General features: G+C 59.5%; 15 protein-coding genes and 1 pseudogene. 6 read left to right on the top strand and 10 right to left on the bottom strand.

All coding sequences use genetic code 11. The features are described 5' to 3' along the window. Positions 1-45 precede the first annotated feature (45 nt). Positions 46-825, bottom strand: coding sequence for an exodeoxyribonuclease III (locus JFT81_RS22985; protein ID WP_007920349.1), 780 nt, complete (start codon positions 823-825; stop codon positions 46-48). An 82-nt stretch (positions 826-907) separates the two neighbouring features. Here JFT81_RS22985 and pyrE point away from each other — a divergent pair, with 82 nt between their 5' ends. After that, entirely contained in the window at positions 908-1,552 is a 645-nt protein-coding gene (gene pyrE, locus JFT81_RS22980) for an orotate phosphoribosyltransferase (RefSeq protein WP_008078597.1), read from the top strand. Between the two features lie 109 nt (positions 1,553-1,661). On the opposite strand, the gene JFT81_RS22975 is transcribed toward pyrE, so the two are convergent. From JFT81_RS22975 to coaBC, 6 genes and pseudogenes are all read right to left on the bottom strand, one after another. After that, the gene (locus tag JFT81_RS22975; RefSeq protein WP_201229271.1) at positions 1,662-2,045 is read right to left on the bottom strand and encodes a hypothetical protein; all 384 of its coding nucleotides are present in this window, start codon (positions 2,043-2,045) and stop codon (positions 1,662-1,664) included. Further along, entirely contained in the window at positions 2,032-2,604 is a 573-nt protein-coding gene (locus tag JFT81_RS22970; RefSeq protein ID WP_201229269.1) for a hypothetical protein, read from the bottom strand. The genes JFT81_RS22975 and JFT81_RS22970 overlap by 14 nt, the downstream gene beginning before the upstream one ends. A 437-nt stretch (positions 2,605-3,041) precedes the next feature. Continuing rightward, positions 3,042-3,947 (bottom strand): acetylglutamate kinase, encoded by a 906-nt coding sequence (gene argB / locus JFT81_RS22965; RefSeq protein ID WP_003229488.1) that lies wholly within the window; start codon positions 3,945-3,947, stop codon positions 3,042-3,044. 17 nt (positions 3,948-3,964) lie between these two features. Next, a pseudogene (locus JFT81_RS22960) lies at positions 3,965-5,368 on the bottom strand (phosphomannomutase/phosphoglucomutase); the annotation flags it as partial. A 289-nt stretch (positions 5,369-5,657) separates the two neighbouring features. Next, positions 5,658-6,113, bottom strand: coding sequence for a dUTP diphosphatase (dut, locus tag JFT81_RS22955; protein ID WP_034152055.1), 456 nt, complete (start codon positions 6,111-6,113; stop codon positions 5,658-5,660). Between the two features lie 5 nt (positions 6,114-6,118). After that, positions 6,119-7,327: a bifunctional phosphopantothenoylcysteine decarboxylase/phosphopantothenate--cysteine ligase CoaBC gene (gene coaBC / locus JFT81_RS22950; protein WP_201229267.1), complete on the bottom strand. Its 1,209-nt coding sequence runs from the start codon at positions 7,325-7,327 to the stop codon at positions 6,119-6,121. A gap of 135 nt (positions 7,328-7,462) precedes the next feature. Here coaBC and radC point away from each other — a divergent pair, with 135 nt between their 5' ends. Next, positions 7,463-8,137 (top strand): DNA repair protein RadC, encoded by a 675-nt coding sequence (gene radC / locus JFT81_RS22945; RefSeq protein WP_201147456.1) that lies wholly within the window; start codon positions 7,463-7,465, stop codon positions 8,135-8,137. Between the two features lie 130 nt (positions 8,138-8,267). Here radC and JFT81_RS22940 read toward each other — a convergent pair whose 3' ends face one another. Beyond that, entirely contained in the window at positions 8,268-9,854 is a 1,587-nt protein-coding gene (locus JFT81_RS22940; RefSeq protein WP_201229266.1) for an ABC transporter substrate-binding protein, read from the bottom strand. Between the two features lie 448 nt (positions 9,855-10,302). On the opposite strand from JFT81_RS22940, the gene rpmB reads away from it, so the two are divergent. Both rpmB and rpmG read left to right on the top strand, forming a co-directional pair. Continuing rightward, complete coding sequence (gene rpmB, locus JFT81_RS22935) at positions 10,303-10,536, top strand: 50S ribosomal protein L28 (RefSeq protein ID WP_007920377.1); 234 nt, start codon at positions 10,303-10,305, stop codon at positions 10,534-10,536. Positions 10,537-10,547: 11 nt separating this feature from the next. Further along, positions 10,548-10,703, top strand: coding sequence for a 50S ribosomal protein L33 (gene rpmG / locus JFT81_RS22930; RefSeq protein WP_003177274.1), 156 nt, complete (start codon positions 10,548-10,550; stop codon positions 10,701-10,703). A 206-nt stretch (positions 10,704-10,909) separates the two neighbouring features. On the opposite strand, the gene JFT81_RS22925 is transcribed toward rpmG, so the two are convergent. Beyond that, on the bottom strand, positions 10,910-11,272 hold the full coding sequence (locus tag JFT81_RS22925) for a cupin domain-containing protein (protein WP_201229265.1): 363 nt from the start codon (positions 11,270-11,272) through the stop codon (positions 10,910-10,912). 240 nt (positions 11,273-11,512) lie between these two features. On the opposite strand from JFT81_RS22925, the gene JFT81_RS22920 reads away from it, so the two are divergent. Both JFT81_RS22920 and JFT81_RS22915 read left to right on the top strand, forming a co-directional pair. Beyond that, complete coding sequence (locus JFT81_RS22920) at positions 11,513-13,006, top strand: aldehyde dehydrogenase (protein ID WP_016985821.1); 1,494 nt, start codon at positions 11,513-11,515, stop codon at positions 13,004-13,006. A 298-nt stretch (positions 13,007-13,304) separates the two neighbouring features. Next, positions 13,305-14,450 (top strand): MFS transporter, encoded by a 1,146-nt coding sequence (locus JFT81_RS22915; protein ID WP_201229263.1) that lies wholly within the window; start codon positions 13,305-13,307, stop codon positions 14,448-14,450. 189 nt (positions 14,451-14,639) lie between these two features. Here the strand turns inward: JFT81_RS22915 and JFT81_RS22910 are convergent, their stop codons facing one another. Continuing rightward, positions 14,640-16,175: a phospholipase D family protein gene (locus JFT81_RS22910; RefSeq protein ID WP_201229262.1), complete on the bottom strand. Its 1,536-nt coding sequence runs from the start codon at positions 16,173-16,175 to the stop codon at positions 14,640-14,642. Between the last annotated feature and the right edge of the window lie 230 nt (positions 16,176-16,405).

Genomic DNA, 16,405 nt, shown 5'->3' with positions numbered 1-16,405 from the left:
CCGTATCTCGCGATACGGGCATTTTTTATGTCTACGAATCGACGCTTAGATGGTCAGCGTCCAGTCGTAGTCGACGATCAGCGGTGCGTGCTGCGAGAACCGTGGCTGACGTGGCAGGCGTGCGCTGCGCACAAAGCGGCGCAGACCCGGCGTCAGGATCTGGTAGTCGAAACGCCAGCCGAGATTGAGCATCTCGGCCTGTTCGTTGTCCGGCCACCAGCTGTACTGATCGCCTTCACGGCTGACTTCGCGCAGGGCATCGACATAACCCATGTTGCCGACAATCTCGTCCATCCAGGCGCGTTCTGGCGCCAGGAAGCCCGGGGATTGCTGGCTGTCGCGCCAGTTCTTGATGTCGAGCTTCTGCTGCGCGACGTACAGCGAGCCACAATAAATGTACTCGCGACGTTTACGCCGCTGTTTGTCCAGATACTTGCCGAAGTCGTCCATGAGCTTGAACTTCTGATTCAAGTCCTCATCGCCGTTCATCCCCGAAGGGAGCAGCAAGGTGGCAATACTGACTTTGTCGAAATCTGCTTGCAGGTAGCGCCCGTAGCGGTCGGCCGTCTCGAAACCGAGACCGCTGATGACAGCCTTCGGTTGCAACCGCGAATACAAAGCCACGCCACCTTGGGCAGGGACTTCAGCATCGCAGGCATAAAGGAAGTAGCCATCCAGTTGGAAGGCTGGGTCATCCAGTTCAAAGGCGGAGGCACGGGTGTCCTGCAGGCAGATGACGTCGGCATTCTGAGCTTGCAGCCAACTGAGCAAACCGCGCTCGACTGCCGCCTGAATACCATTGACGTTCACACTGATGATCCGCATAAATGGCCCCAAAAATCGCGTGCGTGTATGATACACGGCGTCAAGCTAATTAGCTAAATCCGTGGTATTTGGGGTTTTTTTCATGCAAGCGTATCAGCGCGATTTCATTCGTTTTGCCATCGATCGCGGCGTTTTGCGCTTCGGTGAGTTCACCCTGAAGTCCGGGCGCACCAGTCCCTACTTCTTCAATGCCGGCCTGTTCAACTCGGGCTCGGCCCTGGCGCAGCTGGGGCGTTTCTACGCCGCAGCCATCGCCGAAAGCGGCATTCCCTTCGACGTCCTGTTCGGCCCGGCCTACAAAGGCATCCCGTTGGCGGCAACCACCGCCGTGGCATTGGCCGAGCACCACGACCGTGACCTGCCGTGGTGCTTCAACCGTAAAGAAGCCAAGGCACACGGCGAAGGCGGCAGCCTGGTCGGCGCGCCACTGACCGGTGATGTACTGATCATCGACGACGTAATCACCGCTGGCACCGCCATCCGCGAAGTGATGCAGATCATCGCGTCCCAGGATGGCGCGAAGGCCGCCGGTGTGCTGATCGCGCTGAACCGTCAGGAGCGCGGCAACGGTGAGTTGTCGGCTATCCAGGAAGTCGAGCGTGATTTCGGCATTCCGGTGATCAGCATTGTTTCGCTGAATCAGGTGCTGGAATTCCTCGCGGACGATCCACAGCTCAAGCAGCATTTGCCGGCCGTGGAAGCGTACCGCGCTCAATTCGGCGTCTGATACGACATCATTCTGTAGGAGCTGCCGCAGGCTGCGATGTTTTGACTTTGGCTTATAAAAACCAGATCAAAAGATCGCAGCCTTCGGCAGCTCCTACAGGGGTTTCGGTTTAACGCAGTTTTCGCCATTTTCTGAGCAGTTTCACGGTCAATCCCGCATTGATCAGCGCAAACGCCAGCAACGCCAGTACGACCATCACGTACAGCGTGCGATCCACATCAAAATCCCACAGATCCAGCGTGCTGCTGCGAATAATCCCCACCGCAGCCGGCAAGTTGACGTAAAACAGCGCTACAAACGCGCATGTCAGCGGCAACGCTCGCCCGTAAACAGCCCCTCGAACCTTGTCCCTGCTGCGTTTTCTGTTCAGCGGCCCCGACAGGTGTTCATCCAGCGCTAACGCCTCATTGAGCTTCGGCCACGCCAGATTGAACATGAACGTGGTCAGGGTCAGCAGCAAGCCACTGACCGCGACGATGTCACTGAACGGCATTGAGCCCCAGCGTCGTGCAGAGCAAGTCGTGGGAGTCTTCGCTGATCTCGAATTGCCCGGCGCTGCCCTTGCGCTTGGTGATGGGTTTGAAGGTCGGCTGGTTTTGCGTGATGAGCATGTTCAGCTCATCGCGAATCACGTCTGAACTGATCACCACCAGATAGACATCCTTCGCATGTTCCGCAGACTCGACGACCGCGCGCATGCTGTGTTGCAGGATGTCGTCGAGTTGATTGCGAAAGCGTGAAACCGTGTTCTTCAGCAAGGTTTTGCTTTGGCTTTGGGTCAGTTGGAAGATCGTCGATATCTGCGATTCGGTCGGCAGGGTTTGCCCGAAGTAACTTTGAATCAGATACAACAGGCGATCCTGCTTGGCCTCGTCGGCCCGGCTGGGCATGCCGCCCTCGACCAGCATTTTCAGGTATTCCGTCAGGCTGGCCTTGGCGATACGCTGCAGGGCGTGGGCGATTTCGGCGTCGCCAATACGCAAGGTCTTCTTGACCGGTTCCTTTTGTTCCTGCTCGAAAGCGTCGGCGTCGATCGTGAACGAGATCTGCATGGCTCAGGCGCTCCGGGGTTATTTTTCGTTGCTGTCCGGGTACGGATCCTGGGGCGCATCACCTTGGCCGCTGAGCACTTTCCAGCCTTTGAGCGGGTGCGAGGCGGGGGTGAAGTCAGGGCAGGGCGGCATCGATGATTGCGATGGGCCTGAATACTCTCGGCCGCAGTCCACGCAAGCGTAGGTACCTGCTGAAATGTCACTGCCGTAAGGAACGAGGTTTTTTTGCATGAGTAAATCTCCGCTGGATGAAGGGAAGATCCTAGGGAGATTTGTTCTGAGGTGATGTCGGACGTTTCGCTGAGTTATGTCGGACGTTTCTTGCGCGCACAAAAAAGATCGCAGACTTCGTCAGCTCCTACAGGGACTTCGTACAAAACGACGTTTCTGTAGGAGCTGCCGCAGGCTGCGATCTTTTGCTTTTCAGCGATTACCGATCAAGGACGCTTGCGATTGCTGATCAGCGTGCCCACACCGGTATCAGTGAAGATTTCCAGCAGGATCGCATTCGGCACACGACCGTCGATGATCAGCGAGCTGCCCACGCCGCCCTGAACCGCTTCGAGCGCGCAACGGATCTTCGGCAGCATGCCGCCGTAGATGGTGCCGTCGGCGATCAGATCGTCGACCTGCTGGGTGCTCAGGCCGGTCAATACGGTGCCCGACTTGTCCATCAGGCCGGCGATGTTGGTCAGCAGCATCAACTTCTCGGCTTTCAGCGCTTCGGCAACTTTACCGGCGACCAGGTCGGCGTTGATGTTGTACGACTCGCCGTTCTCACCCACGCCAATCGGCGCAATCACCGGGATGAAGTTGCCTTTGACCAGCAGGTTGAGCAGTTCGGTGTTGATCCCGACCACTTCGCCGACCTGACCGATGTCGATGATTTCCGGCTGAGTCATCTCCGGCGTCTGACGGGTGACAGTGAGCTTCTTCGCGCGGATCAGCCCGGCGTCTTTACCGGTCAGGCCGATGGCGCTACCGCCGTGACGGTTGATCAGGTTGACGATGCTTTTGTTGACCTGACCGCCCAGGACCATTTCCACCACGTCCATGGTCGCGGCGTCGGTGACGCGCATGCCGTCGACGAAGTGGCTTTCGATCGACAGGCGCTTGAGCAGATCACCGATCTGCGGGCCGCCACCGTGAACCACCACCGGGTTGATGCCCACGGCTTTCATCAGCACGATGTCGCGCGCAAAGCCGGTTTTCAGCTCCTCGCTTTCCATCGCGTTGCCGCCGTATTTGATCACCAGGGTCTTGCCGACATAACGTCGGATGTAAGGCAACGCTTCGGACAGGACCTGGGCGGTATGGGCGGCGGCTTCGCGTTCGAGGGTCATTCAGGGCTCCGGGTGGATCAAAACGGTAGTTGGAGATCAGGTGCAACGCGTTTCAGTTGGGCGTGGAACACATCCTTGATGCGCTGCAATTCAGCCTCGTCATCGGCCTCGAAGCGCAGCACCAGCACCGGCGTGGTGTTGGACGCGCGCACCAGGCCCCAGCCTTTGGCGTAGTCGACTCGCACGCCGTCGATGGTGGTCAGGTCAGCGCCTGCGCCCCACTGTGCGTCGTGCAGTGCATCAATGATGCTGAATTTGCTCTCTTCGGTCACATGGATATTGATTTCCGGCGTAGAAATATCGTTCGGGAAGGTCGCAAACAGCTCCTCCGCCGTGGATTTTTCCTTGCTGAGGATCTCCAGCAGCCGGGCGGCGCTATAGATACCGTCGTCGAAACCGAACCAGCGCTCCTTGAAGAAGATGTGCCCGCTCATTTCACCGGCCAATAGCGCGCCGGATTGTTTCATTTTCTTTTTGATCAACGAATGACCAGTCTTCCACATTAGCGGCCGACCGCCATATTCCTTGATCAGCGGTACCAGGCGACGGGTGCATTTGACGTCGAAGATGATTTCCGCGTCCGGGTTGCGCGCCACCACGTCACGGGCGAACAGCATCAGCAGGCGATCCGGGTAGACGATGCTGCCAGTGTTGGTTACCACGCCGACGCGGTCGCCGTCGCCGTCGAACGCCAGACCGATGTCGGCGTTGGTTTCCTTGACCTTGGCGATCAGGTCGACGAGGTTCTCAGGCTTGCCCGGGTCCGGGTGATGGTTGGGGAAATTGCCGTCGACTTCGCAGAACAGCGGGATGACTTCGCAGTTCAGCGCTTCGATCAGTTGCGGAGCGATCACCCCGGCCGCGCCGTTGCCGCAGTCGACCACGACCTTCATGCGCCGGGCCAGTTTGATGTCCTGGACGATTTCGGTGTTGTAGCGGTCGAGGATCTCGACTTGGGTAACGCTGCCGGTGCCGCTGCTCAAGTTGTTGGTCTTAAGGCGCTCGTGCAGGGCCTGGATCTGTTCGTTGGCGAGGGTGTCGCCGGCGATGACGATCTTGAAACCGTTGTAGTTCGACGGGTTGTGGCTACCGGTGAGCATTACCCCGGATTTGCCGGCCAGCACGTTGGCGGCGTAATACAGCGCCGGCGTTGGCACCAAGCCAACGTCGCTGACGTGGCAGCCGCTTTCGGCGATACCGCGAATCAATTCTGCGACCAGCTCCGGGCCGGACAAGCGACCGTCACGACCGACGGACACATTCGGCTCGCCTTGCGCCAGGCTCTGCGAACCGATGGCGCGGCCGATCCAGTAAGCGGTTTCGGCATTGAGGAATTCCGGCACAGTGCCGCGAATGTCATAGGCGCGGAAAATGCTGTCGGGCAGCGTCGGGGCGATCTTGGCTGGGGTGCTCATCTACGGAAATGCTCCATCTCGAAAGTGGCGGGACAGACCGACGAATCGTTCGACGGCAGGCTCAAACTGAAGGGTATGACGGCGTTTTCCACAGAGAGTTCGTGGTGTGAAAGGGCCATGACGCCTCGGCTGGCGTGGCTTTCGGCCGGCAAAACCTTGATTTACGGTGTTAAAACCTGCCGCACGAATCGCACAAATTTCTCTCCTGTAGGAGCTGCCGCAGGCTGCGATCTTTTGACTTTGTTTTTTAAGATCAAGATCAAAAGATCGCAGCCTGCGGCAGCTCCTACATGGGTTATTTGGTGCCGGTGTGGCCAAACCCGCCGGTGCCACGTTCGGTTTCGACGAACTCTTCAACCATTTCGAAGTGCGCCTGCACCACCGGTACCAGCACCAGTTGCGCCAGACGTTCGCCGACGGTCATGGTGAAATCGGATTGGCCACGGTTCCAGCACGACACCATCAGAGGGCCTTGGTAATCGGAGTCGATCAGGCCAACGAGGTTGCCCAGCACGATGCCGTGTTTATGGCCCATGCCCGAGCGCGGCAGGATCAGCGCGGCGAGGTTCGGGTCGCCGATGTAAACCGACAGACCGGTCGGGATCAGCACGGTTTCACCCGGTTTGATCACGATGTCCTGATCCAGCATGGCGCGCAGGTCGAGGCCGGCGGAGCCCGGGGTGGCGTATTGCGGCAGCGGGAAATCGGTGCCGATGCGTGGGTCGAGGATCTTGGCTTGCAAAGCGTGCATGTAAATTAAACCTGGTTCAGACGTTCGGCGATAAAAGTGACCAGTTGGCGAGCGATCTTGCTCTTGCTGGTCTGGGCGAAAACCGTGGCGTGCAGCGCACGGTCAATCACGCTGCAGGCGTTTTCTTCGCTGTTGAAACCGATGCTCGGGTTGGCGACGTCATTGGCGACGATCAAATCGAGATTCTTGTCCTTCAGCTTGCGCGCAGCGTAGTCGAGCAGGTGTTCGGTCTCGGCGGCGAAGCCAACACTGAACGGACGGTCGGGACGGGTCGCAATGGTGGCCAGGATGTCCGGGTTACGCACCATTTGCAGGACGAAACCGTCGCCGCTCGTAGGATCTTTCTTGAGTTTTTGCGGGGCGACGACTTCCGGGCGGTAGTCCGCAACCGCTGCCGAGGAAATGAACACGTCGCAGGGGATCGCGGCTTCACACGCGGCGAGCATGTCGCGGGCGCTGACTACATCGATGCGGGTGACACGATCCGGAGTCGGCAGATGCACCGGGCCGCTGATCAGGGTCACACGGGCGCCGGCTTCCACCGCAGCTTCGGCGAGAGCGAAGCCCATTTTTCCGGAGCTGTGGTTGGTGATGTAGCGCACCGGGTCGATGTTTTCCTGAGTCGGGCCTGCAGTGATCACGACGTGTTTGCCGGTCAGTGCCTGACGCTGGAAGCAGTCCGCCGCGCATTGCGCCAGATCGGTAGCTTCCATCATGCGGCCCATGCCAACGTCGCCACAGGCCTGGCTGCCAGAGGCCGGGCCGAAGGTCTTCAGGCCACGGCTTTCCAGGAGTTGCAGGTTGGCCTGGGTCGCCGGGTCGCGCCACATCGCCTGATTCATCGCCGGCGCGACGGCCACGATGGCGTCGGTGGCCAGTACCAGCGTGGTCAGCAGATCGTTGGCGATGCCTTGCGCCAGGCGGGCGATCAAGTCGGCGGTGGCCGGGGCGATCAGCACCAGATCGGCCCACTTCGCCAGCTCGATGTGGCCCATTGCTGCTTCGGCAGCCGGGTCGAGCAGGTCGAGGTGAACCGGGTGGCCGGACAGCGCCTGCATGGTCAGCGGGGTGATGAATTCGGCGCCGCCGTGGGTCATGACCACGCGCACTTCGGCGCCCTGATCGATCAGGCGACGAACCAGATCGGCGCTCTTGTAGGCCGCGATGCCGCCGCCGACGCCCAGAACGATGCGTTTCCGATACAGCCGCTGCATAGGTCTGCCTTTCATTTCGTGGGTGACATACGTGGCGAAACCCCCTCCCCAGGGTGAATCCGCCCGCAAAAAAGATGGGCTACGATATCACAGCGACCGCTACGGAACAGCGGCGCCCACAGACAAGGAATGTGTATGAGTATTCGCGATTGGCCTGCGGCGGAACGGCCGCGGGAAAGGTTGTTGGAACACGGTGCAGCGAGCCTTTCGGACGCTGAGTTATTGGCCATATTTCTGCGTACCGGATTGCCCGGATTAAGTGCTGTGGATCTGGCGCGCAACCTGCTGACTCAATTTGGCAGTCTGCGTTTGCTGCTTGAGGCCGATCAGGACGCATTCAGCAAACAATTGGGTCTCGGGCCGGCGAAGTTTGCGCAACTGCAAGCGGCTCAGGAAATGAACAGGCGGCATCTGGCTGAGAAATCACGGCAGAAACCGGCCCTGGAAAACCCTCAGGTCGTTCGCGACTATCTGAAGTCGATGCTGCGTCACGAGCCACATGAGGTGTTTGGTTGTCTGTTTCTTGACTCCAAACATCAGGTCCTGAATTTCGAGATACTTTTTCGTGGCTCGATCGACAACACCAGCGTGCATCCCCGCGAGGTAGTTAAGCGATGTTTGGCCAATAACGCGGCGGCGTTGATCCTGTGCCACAACCATCCATCGGGGAACACCGATCCGAGCCAGGCTGATCGATTGCTGACCAAGCGCTTGCAGAAGGCGTTGGAGCTGATTGACGTGCGGGTGCTCGATCACTTCATCATCGGTGACGGCGAGCCGCTGTCGATGGCGGAATGTGGCTGGATGTAACTCTCAGGAAAACGCCGATCCCTGTGGGAGCTGGCTTGCCAGCGATAGCGGACTGACAGGCAACATTTGTGCTGAATGTGCCGCCGTCATCGCTGGCAAGCCAGCTCCCACAGGTTTCAGGGTGTGGTAGTTACCTCAGGTTGACCTTGGAGTAGTCCTGGCGGCCGAATGGGCTTACGGAGTAACCCTGCACGTCTTTGCGGGTCAGTGCGTACGCGGTCGGGTGCGCCAGCGGCAGCCACAGCGCCTGCTGCTGAATCTGCGCCTGCGCCTGCTCGTAGAGCTTGGTGCGTACGCCTTGCTCGCTGGTGGTCTTGCCGGCGCTGATCAGCTTGTCCAGATCGGCGTTGCAGTAGCGCGCGAAGTTGGTGCCGGACTTGACCGCCGCGCAGGAGAACTGCGGCGTGAGGAAGTTGTCCGGGTCGCCGTTGTCACCGGCCCAGCCCATGAACAGCAGATCATGCTCGCCCGCCTTGGCGCGACGAATCAGTTCGCCCCACTCGATCACGCGGATCTCCGCCTGAATGCCGATTTCTGCCAGATCCGACTGCAACATCTGTGCGCCGAGGCTTGGGTTCGGGTTGAGCAAGCTGCCCGATGGGCGTGTCCAGATGGTGGTCTGGAAACCGTCCTTCAGTCCGGCCTTGGCCATTAGCGCTTTGGCTTTCGCCACGTCGTGCGGGTAGCCCGGCAGGTTTTTCGCGTAGCTCCAGGTGTTCGGCGGGTAAACGCCGTTGGCGGGTTCGGCAGTGTCTTCGAACACAGCCTTGATGTAGTTGGCCTTGTCGAACGCAAGGTTGATCGCCTGACGCACTTCCGGCTTGTCCAGCGGCGGATGCTGGCTGTTGATGCCGACGAAAGCGGTCATGAATGCGTCAGTCTTTTCGACTTTCAATGTCGGCTCTTTCAGCGCCGCCTGTACGTCCAGTGGTTTTGGCGACAGGGCGATCTGACACTCGTTACGCCGCAGCTTTTGCAGGCGCACGTTGGCGTCCGGGGTAATGGCGAAGATCAATGGATCCACCGATGGCTTGCCGCCGAAGTAATCCGGGTTGGCCTTGTAGCGAATCGCTGCGTCTTTCTGGAAACGAGTGAAGACGAACGGGCCAGTGCCGATCGGCTGGCTGTTGAGCTTTTCCGTCGCGCCGGCCTTCATCAGTTTATCGGCATATTCGGCAGAGTAGATCGAGGCGAAACCCATGCTCAGCGTCGCCAGGAAGGTTGAGTCCGGGTGATCAAGGGTAAACCGCACGGTCAGCGGATCGAGTGCGTCGATCTTCTTGATCAGTGCCGGCAACTGCATCGATTGCGCGTGGGGGAAACCGCTCTGGGCAACTTTGTGCCACGGATTGGCCGGGTCGAGCATGCGGTCGAAGCTGAATTTGACGTCTTCAGCGCTTAGCTCACGGCTCGGCTTGAAGTAGTCGGTTGTATGAAACTTCACCTGCGGATGCAGCTTGAACACGTAAGTCAGGCCGTCGGTGCTGACTTCCCAGCTGTCTGCCAGACTCGGCACCACTTTGCCGCTGGCGGTATCGAAGTCCACCAAGCGGTTCATCAGCACGTCGGCCGACGCATTGGTGGTGGTCAGCGAGTTGTATTGCACCACGTCGAACCCTTCAGGGCTGGCCTCGGTGCACACGCTCAGCGCGGCGGCCTGGGCCAGAGGGCTCAGCAGGAGCGGGGCGAGCAACAGGGGTAGGGCAGCGAGGCGCATGGTCGGTTTCCTTTTACAGATCGAAGGCCCATCTGCAAGTGCAGTCTGGAAAAGGCCTACCCTAGAGGGCTGGATTACAAATGACTATCCCCTTTTTGCATTTTCGGGGCACAGTGATGGCGGTTTTTCAGACCGCGGCGCGCCGCAAAAAGTCTGTAGCCGCCGCGCAGGTGATTTTCTGCGACGAGTGGTAAAAACCGGTGCCGGCCTTTATCCAAAGCGTTCGCAGGTCGAAAAAGCGCTTTTTTGTGGATTGATTGCACACGGAAAGTTGTTGCACCCCGGTCTTTCTGGTATAAAGCAGCGCTCTTTTCTAGGGGCCCGGTTCCTTCACTGTAGGTGTAGCCGGTAAGACCTCTAAAGAAACGCGGCGCCTGGCGCCAAATGACTGAGAGATTAAGCGGCCAACCCATGCCGGGTTGGGCATGTGGTTTTAGAGGGCTGAGGCATGTCGAGAGTATGTCAAGTTACCGGTAAGGGTCCGGTGACTGGGAATAACATTTCCCACGCAAACAACAAAACCCGTCGTCGTTTCCTGCCGAACCTGCAGCATCACCGCTTCTGGGTTGAAGAAGAGAAACGTTTTGTGCGTCTGCGCGTATCTGCCAAAGGCATGCGTATCATCGACAAGCGTGGCATCACTGTCGTGCTCGCCGAACTTCGCCGCGATGGCAAGATTTAAGGGAGCTAATCATGCGTGAATTGATTCGTTTGATCTCGAGCGCCGGTACTGGTCACTTCTACACTACCGACAAGAACAAGCGTACTACCCCGGACAAAATCGAGATCAAGAAATATGATCCGGTTGTTCGCAAGCACGTGATCTACAAGGAAGGCAAAATCAAGTAATTGATTTTTCCCGACTTACGAAAAAGGCCCGTATCTCACGATACGGGCCTTTTTTGTTGCCTCGGATTCGACGGTGTCTGATCGGGCCTCATCGCTGGCAAGCCAGCTCCCACAGGTTTTTGTGTTGAACACAATTTAGTGAACACCAATGACCCTTGTGGGAGCTGGCTTGCCAGCGATAGGGCCGGATCAGCCAGCCCGAATCCTCAGGCCTTCTGTTCAAAAATCACATAGATCTTGCGGCAAGCCTCCAGCACTTCCCAGGTACCACGGAACCCCGCCGGAATCACAAAGCGGTCGCCAACACGCAAGGTCTTGGCATTACCGTCGCTATCACGCAGCACCGACACGCCCTGCAAAATCTCGCAATACTCATGCTCGGTGTAATTCACCGTCCACTGCCCAACCGCACCTTCCCACACGCCGACACCCATTTGCCCACAAGGGCTGTCGTATTGATGGAACACGGCTTGCTCAGGATCGCCCTTGAGCACTTTGGCCGGGTCCGGGCGATAGCGTTCGGCTTCGCTGCTGGTGAGGCTGATGTCGACGACGTTCTCGATGTTCATTGTTGTTATCCCCCGTGAATACGGCGCGATTGGCTGGAAAGGGCCAAAGTCTATGTTGATTAAAATCAACACCGCAAGGCCGTACGGCCCCCTTATGTCAAATATATTGAAACAAGCCCGGTGCCTGGTTTAGGGTGGCGGGTGCCTCTGGCCGAAAAAACCGGCTGGCCGGGCAGAATTCCTGAGGACGCTGGCGAAGATCGCGCGGCGCTCGTATTCAACAAGCGGAGGACACTCGAAATGACCACCCTGACTCGTGCCGACTGGGAACAACGCGCCCGCGACCTGAAAATCGAAGGCCGCGCCTACCTCAACGGCGAATACACCGACGCTGTCTCCGGCGAAACCTTTGAGTGCATCAGCCCGGTCGATGGCCGTCTGCTCGGCAAAATTGCCAGCTGTGACGCCGCCGACGCCCAGCGCGCTGTAGAAAATGCGCGGGCCACTTTCAATTCCGGCGTGTGGTCGCGCCTGGCACCTACCAAACGCAAAGCCACCATGATCCGTTTTGCCGGCCTGCTGAAACAGCATGCCGAAGAACTGGCCCTGCTCGAAACCCTCGACATGGGCAAGCCGATCAGCGATTCGCTGTACATCGACGTTCCGGGCGCGGCGCAAGCGTTGAGCTGGAGCGGTGAAGCGATCGACAAGATCTACGACGAAGTGGCAGCGACGCCGCACGATCAACTCGGCTTGGTAACCCGCGAGCCGGTCGGTGTGGTTGGCGCCATTGTGCCGTGGAACTTCCCGCTGATGATGGCCTGCTGGAAACTCGGCCCGGCGCTGTCGACCGGTAACTCGGTGATCCTCAAGCCGTCGGAAAAATCGCCACTGACCGCCATTCGCATCGCTGCGCTGGCCGTTGAAGCCGGCATTCCGAAAGGCGTGCTCAACGTGCTGCCGGGCTACGGCCACACCGTCGGCAAGGCCTTGGCCCTGCACAACGATGTCGACACTTTGGTGTTCACCGGCTCGACCAAGATCGCCAAGCAACTGATGATCTACTCCGGCGAATCGAACATGAAACGCGTCTGGCTCGAAGCCGGGGGCAAGAGCCCGAACATCGTCTTTGCCGATGCTCCGGACCTGCAAGCCGCTGCCGAATCCGCTGCCAGCGCCATCGCTTTCAACCAGGGCGAAGTCTGCACCGCCGGTTCGCGTCTGCTGGTCGAGCGTTCGATCAAGGACACATTCCTGCCGATGGTGATCGAAGCACTGAAAACCTGGAAGCCGGGCAACCCGCTGGATCCGGCGACCAACGTCGGTGCGCTGGTCGATACGCAACAGATGAACACCGTGCTGTCGTACATCGAATCCGGGCATACCGATGGCGCCAAACTGGTGGCTGGCGGCAAGCGCATCCTTCAGGAAACCGGCGGCACTTATGTTGAGCCAACGATTTTCGACGGCGTGAGCAATGCGATGAAGATCGCTCAGGAAGAGATCTTCGGCCCGGTGCTGTCGGTTATCGCTTTCGACACGGCCGAAGAAGCCATCCAGATCGCCAACGACACGCCGTACGGCCTGGCGGCTGCGGTATGGACGCAGGACATTTCCAAAGCACACCTGACCGCCAAAGCACTGCGCGCCGGCAGTGTGTGGGTCAACCAGTACGATGGCGGCGACATGACCGCACCGTTCGGTGGCTTCAAGCAATCGGGCAACGGCCGCGACAAGTCGCTGCACGCGTTCGACAAATACACCGAGCTGAAAGCGACGTGGATCAAGCTGTAAGCCGTTAGCGGGAGCCCGGTCACTCCGGGCTTCCTGCCAAACAGAGATCCCCTGTGTGAGCGGGCTTCCTGACGAAACAAAGATCCCCTGTGGGAGCGAGCCTTTGTGGTGAGGGGATTTATCCCCGTTCGGCTGCGAAGCAGTCGCAAAATCATTGCACGCGGTGTACCTGATGCATCGCGGTTGCAGGTTTTGGGGCCGCTACGCGACCCAACGGGGATAAATCCCCTCACCACAAAGGCTCGCTCCCACAGTGGTTTTGTGGTGCACATAAAAATAATCCACAGGAGCGTGGAACATGCGTTGGGCGACGTATTTCGCCGTGTTGGCGTCTGTCTTGAGTGTCGGCCTGGCCCTGGGGGTCAGCATGCCGCTGGTGTCGTTGCGCCTGGAAGGTTGGGGTTACGGCGCTTTCGCCATCGGCGTAATGGCGGCGATGCCGGCGATTGGCGTGTTGTTGGGCGCAAAGATCTCCAGTCATTTGGCGGCGCGTTTCGGCACGGCGAATCTGATGCGTCTGTGCCTGTGGGCGGGGGCACTGTCGATTGGTCTGCTGGCGTTGTTGCCAAGCTATCCGATCTGGCTGGCGCTGCGCCTGATGATCGGCGTGATCCTGACCATCGTGTTCATCCTCGGCGAAAGCTGGATCAATCAACTGGTGGTCGAGCATTGGCGCGGCCGGCTGGTGGCGCTGTATGGCAGCAGTTATGCGTTGAGCCAACTGTCGGGGCCGCTGCTGCTGGGTGCGCTGGGCACCGAGCATGATTACGGTTTCTGGGTTGGCGTCGGCCTGCTGCTGGTTTCGCCGTTGCTGCTGCTGGGCCGCAGCGGTGCGCCGAGCAGTGAAGCGAGCAGTGTGACGTTCCGTGACCTCTGGGGGTTTGCCCGCGAACTGCCGGCGATTGCCTGGGCGGTGTCGTTGTTCGCGGCGTTCGAGGCGATGATCCTGACGCTGCTGCCGGTGTATTGCCTGCAACAGGGCTTCACCGCTGACATCGCCTTGGCGATGGTCAGTACCGTGGTGGTGGGCGATGCGCTGCTGCAACTGCCGATTGGTGCGTTGGCCGATTACCTGTCGCGACGGACGCTGTTTGCCGGGTGCGCGGTGGTGCTGATGCTGTCGAGTCTGGCGATTCCGTTGTTGCTCGATACGCTGCTGATCTGGCCGTTGTGGGTGCTGTTCGGTGCCAGTGCCGGCGGGCTGTTTACGCTGTCGCTGATTCTGATTGGCGAGCGTTACCGCGACGATGCGCTGGTGCGGGCGAATGCCCATATCGCGCAGCTTTGGGGTGTGGGCTGTCTGGTTGGGCCATTGGCGGCAGGGGCAGGTAGCCAGTGGATCAACGGGCATGCGTTGCCGCTGTTGATGGCGATCGGGGCGTTTGGGTTGGTGCTGCTGCTATTGCGCCAAGGTGCGTTTGGCCCAGTCACCGAACCTGCCTGACCCGAACCTGAAGCGCTGATGACCTGTGGCGAGGGGATTTATCCCCGTTGGGCGGCGAAGCAGCCCCAAAACCTGCGATTGCGCTGCATCAGATACACGGCGTGCGATGGTTTTTACGACTGCTACGCAGCCGAGCGGGGATAAATCCCCTCGCCACAAAAGCCCTCTAAAGCAGAGATCCTTGTGTGATTACAGCATGCGTTCCAGGCCCACGGTGGTGCTGAACCACGCATTGAACCGTCGCCACCAGCTCCCCGGTTCCTTGGTCAGCGTGTGCATCTGGCCGTTGTCCTCGGTCACCCAGACGATTTTTCCATCCTGCAGTTTCGCTTCGTAGCTGAGCGCTGGCGCCATGCCTTGCAGGGCCAGTTCGCGCACGTGTTCGGCGAGCTCCGGGCTGTCCACCAGAACGCCCACCTCGGTGTTCCACAACACTGAGCGAGGGTCGAAATTGAACGAGCCGATAAACGCTTTCTGCCGGTCGAAGATCATCGCTTTGCTGTGCAGGCTTGAGTCCGAGCCGCGAAACGACTTGCTGTAAAACACGTGCGGCCCGCTGCCATAGTTATCCCCAGGCTGGCGGCGCAGTTCGTACAGTTTCACTCCGTGCTCCAGCAGCGCCTTGCGATACGGCGCATAACCGCCGTGTACCGCCGGCACATCAGTGGCCTCCAGCGAGTTGGTCAGCAGGCTCACGGATACGCCGGCATCGGCCCGGCCGGTGAGGTAAACCAGCCCCGGCTGGCCCGGCACGAAGTACGCAGAGATCATGATCAGCTCTTTACTGACGCCTCGCAGCTCCGGCGCCAGTTGCGTAGTCAGCAGCAGTTGCGGATCCGGTTCGCCATCGGACAGAACCTTGCTCGGCGCATCCCACAGCGCCTGGTTCCAGGCCCAGATCAGCTCTTTGCGCCAGATGTCCATGCGCGGTTCAGTGGTGAAGGTCATCAACTGTTGGTACAGCGCGTGGTTCTGTTTGCGGGTTTCCCCCAGCGATTCCTCCAGCCGCGTGCGAGTGTTCTGCAAGTCCTTGGCCGTCGGTTTGCTGGAGAGAAATTCATCGATCGGCTTGCTCAGCGCACTGTTCCAATACTGATCAAAGCTGTGCCCGAGCTGCTCGGCCACCGGCCCCATGCTGAGCATGTCGATGTCGGTGAAATTCAGGTTCGGCTCGGCATCGAAATACTCATCGCCCAGATTGCGCCCGCCGACGATGGCCGCGCTGTTGTCGGCCAGCCACAGCTTGTTGTGCATGCGCCGGTGTTGCAGCGACAGGTTGAACAGGCGCCCGGCCGCGCGGGTCACGCCGGTGCTGCGGCCCAGGTGCAGCGGGTTGAACAGGCGAATCTGGATCTGCGGATGCGCCGCCAGCGTGGCGATGATCTGGTCGAGGCCATCACTGGTGGTGTCGTCGAGCAGGATGCGCACGCGCACGCCCCGGTCGGCGGCCTTGAGCACTTCGTCGACCAGCATGCGCGTGCTGATGCCGTCGTGGACGATGTAGTACTGCAAGTCGAGGCTGACCTGCGCGTGGCGGATCAGCTCGGCGCGGGCGGTGAAGGACTCGGTACTGTTGGACAGCAGACGGAAACCGGAGCGGCCCTGATGCGGCGCGGCCTGGGCCTGGATCGAACGGCCGAAGGCCGAGCTGCTGGCGGGCAAGGCCTGGCTGGGTTCGCGCTGCACATCGACACTGGCGCAGCCGGCGAGTGACAACACGAGCATCAGAAGCAGGAGAGGGCTGGATCGCAAGTCGGATCATTCCGCGTGTGAGTAGGGATCGGAGTATGGCACGGGTTATGACCGTCATCCGCTGCGGTTGATTCAGGAAAAATCTGCCTTCGTGAACAGCCCGATTCGAGCGCTGTGTAGGCAATGCCCGACGGGCAGGAAATGAGAATTTTTGAAGTAGGGCATTTCTCCTACTCCTGTCAGCTACGGCCTCAGGCGAATTT

It is taken from the genome of Pseudomonas sp. TH43, assembly GCF_016650635.1.
Lineage (GTDB): Bacteria > Pseudomonadota > Gammaproteobacteria > Pseudomonadales > Pseudomonadaceae > Aquipseudomonas.
The sequence above is the reverse complement of the archived record's forward strand: the minus strand, read 5'-3'. Positions and strand labels throughout refer to the sequence as shown.

Excerpts from the sequence above, each read along its gene's own strand:
- JFT81_RS22985 (WP_007920349.1), bottom strand. The coding sequence starts at position 825 with ATGCGGATCATCAGTGTGAACGTCAATGGTATTCAGGCGGCAGTCGAG.
- pyrE (WP_008078597.1), top strand. The coding sequence starts at position 908 with ATGCAAGCGTATCAGCGCGATTTCATTCGTTTTGCCATCGATCGCGGC.
- JFT81_RS22975 (WP_201229271.1), bottom strand. The coding sequence starts at position 2,045 with ATGCCGTTCAGTGACATCGTCGCGGTCAGTGGCTTGCTGCTGACCCTG.
- JFT81_RS22970 (WP_201229269.1), bottom strand. The coding sequence starts at position 2,604 with ATGCAGATCTCGTTCACGATCGACGCCGACGCTTTCGAGCAGGAACAA.
- argB (WP_003229488.1), bottom strand. The coding sequence starts at position 3,947 with ATGACCCTCGAACGCGAAGCCGCCGCCCATACCGCCCAGGTCCTGTCC.
- dut (WP_034152055.1), bottom strand. The coding sequence starts at position 6,113 with ATGCACGCTTTGCAAGCCAAGATCCTCGACCCACGCATCGGCACCGAT.
- coaBC (WP_201229267.1), bottom strand. The coding sequence starts at position 7,327 with ATGCAGCGGCTGTATCGGAAACGCATCGTTCTGGGCGTCGGCGGCGGC.
- radC (WP_201147456.1), top strand. The coding sequence starts at position 7,463 with ATGAGTATTCGCGATTGGCCTGCGGCGGAACGGCCGCGGGAAAGGTTG.
- JFT81_RS22940 (WP_201229266.1), bottom strand. The coding sequence starts at position 9,854 with ATGCGCCTCGCTGCCCTACCCCTGTTGCTCGCCCCGCTCCTGCTGAGC.
- rpmB (WP_007920377.1), top strand. The coding sequence starts at position 10,303 with ATGTCGAGAGTATGTCAAGTTACCGGTAAGGGTCCGGTGACTGGGAAT.
- rpmG (WP_003177274.1), top strand. The coding sequence starts at position 10,548 with ATGCGTGAATTGATTCGTTTGATCTCGAGCGCCGGTACTGGTCACTTC.
- JFT81_RS22925 (WP_201229265.1), bottom strand. The coding sequence starts at position 11,272 with ATGAACATCGAGAACGTCGTCGACATCAGCCTCACCAGCAGCGAAGCC.
- JFT81_RS22920 (WP_016985821.1), top strand. The coding sequence starts at position 11,513 with ATGACCACCCTGACTCGTGCCGACTGGGAACAACGCGCCCGCGACCTG.
- JFT81_RS22915 (WP_201229263.1), top strand. The coding sequence starts at position 13,305 with ATGCGTTGGGCGACGTATTTCGCCGTGTTGGCGTCTGTCTTGAGTGTC.
- JFT81_RS22910 (WP_201229262.1), bottom strand. The coding sequence starts at position 16,175 with ATGCTCGTGTTGTCACTCGCCGGCTGCGCCAGTGTCGATGTGCAGCGC.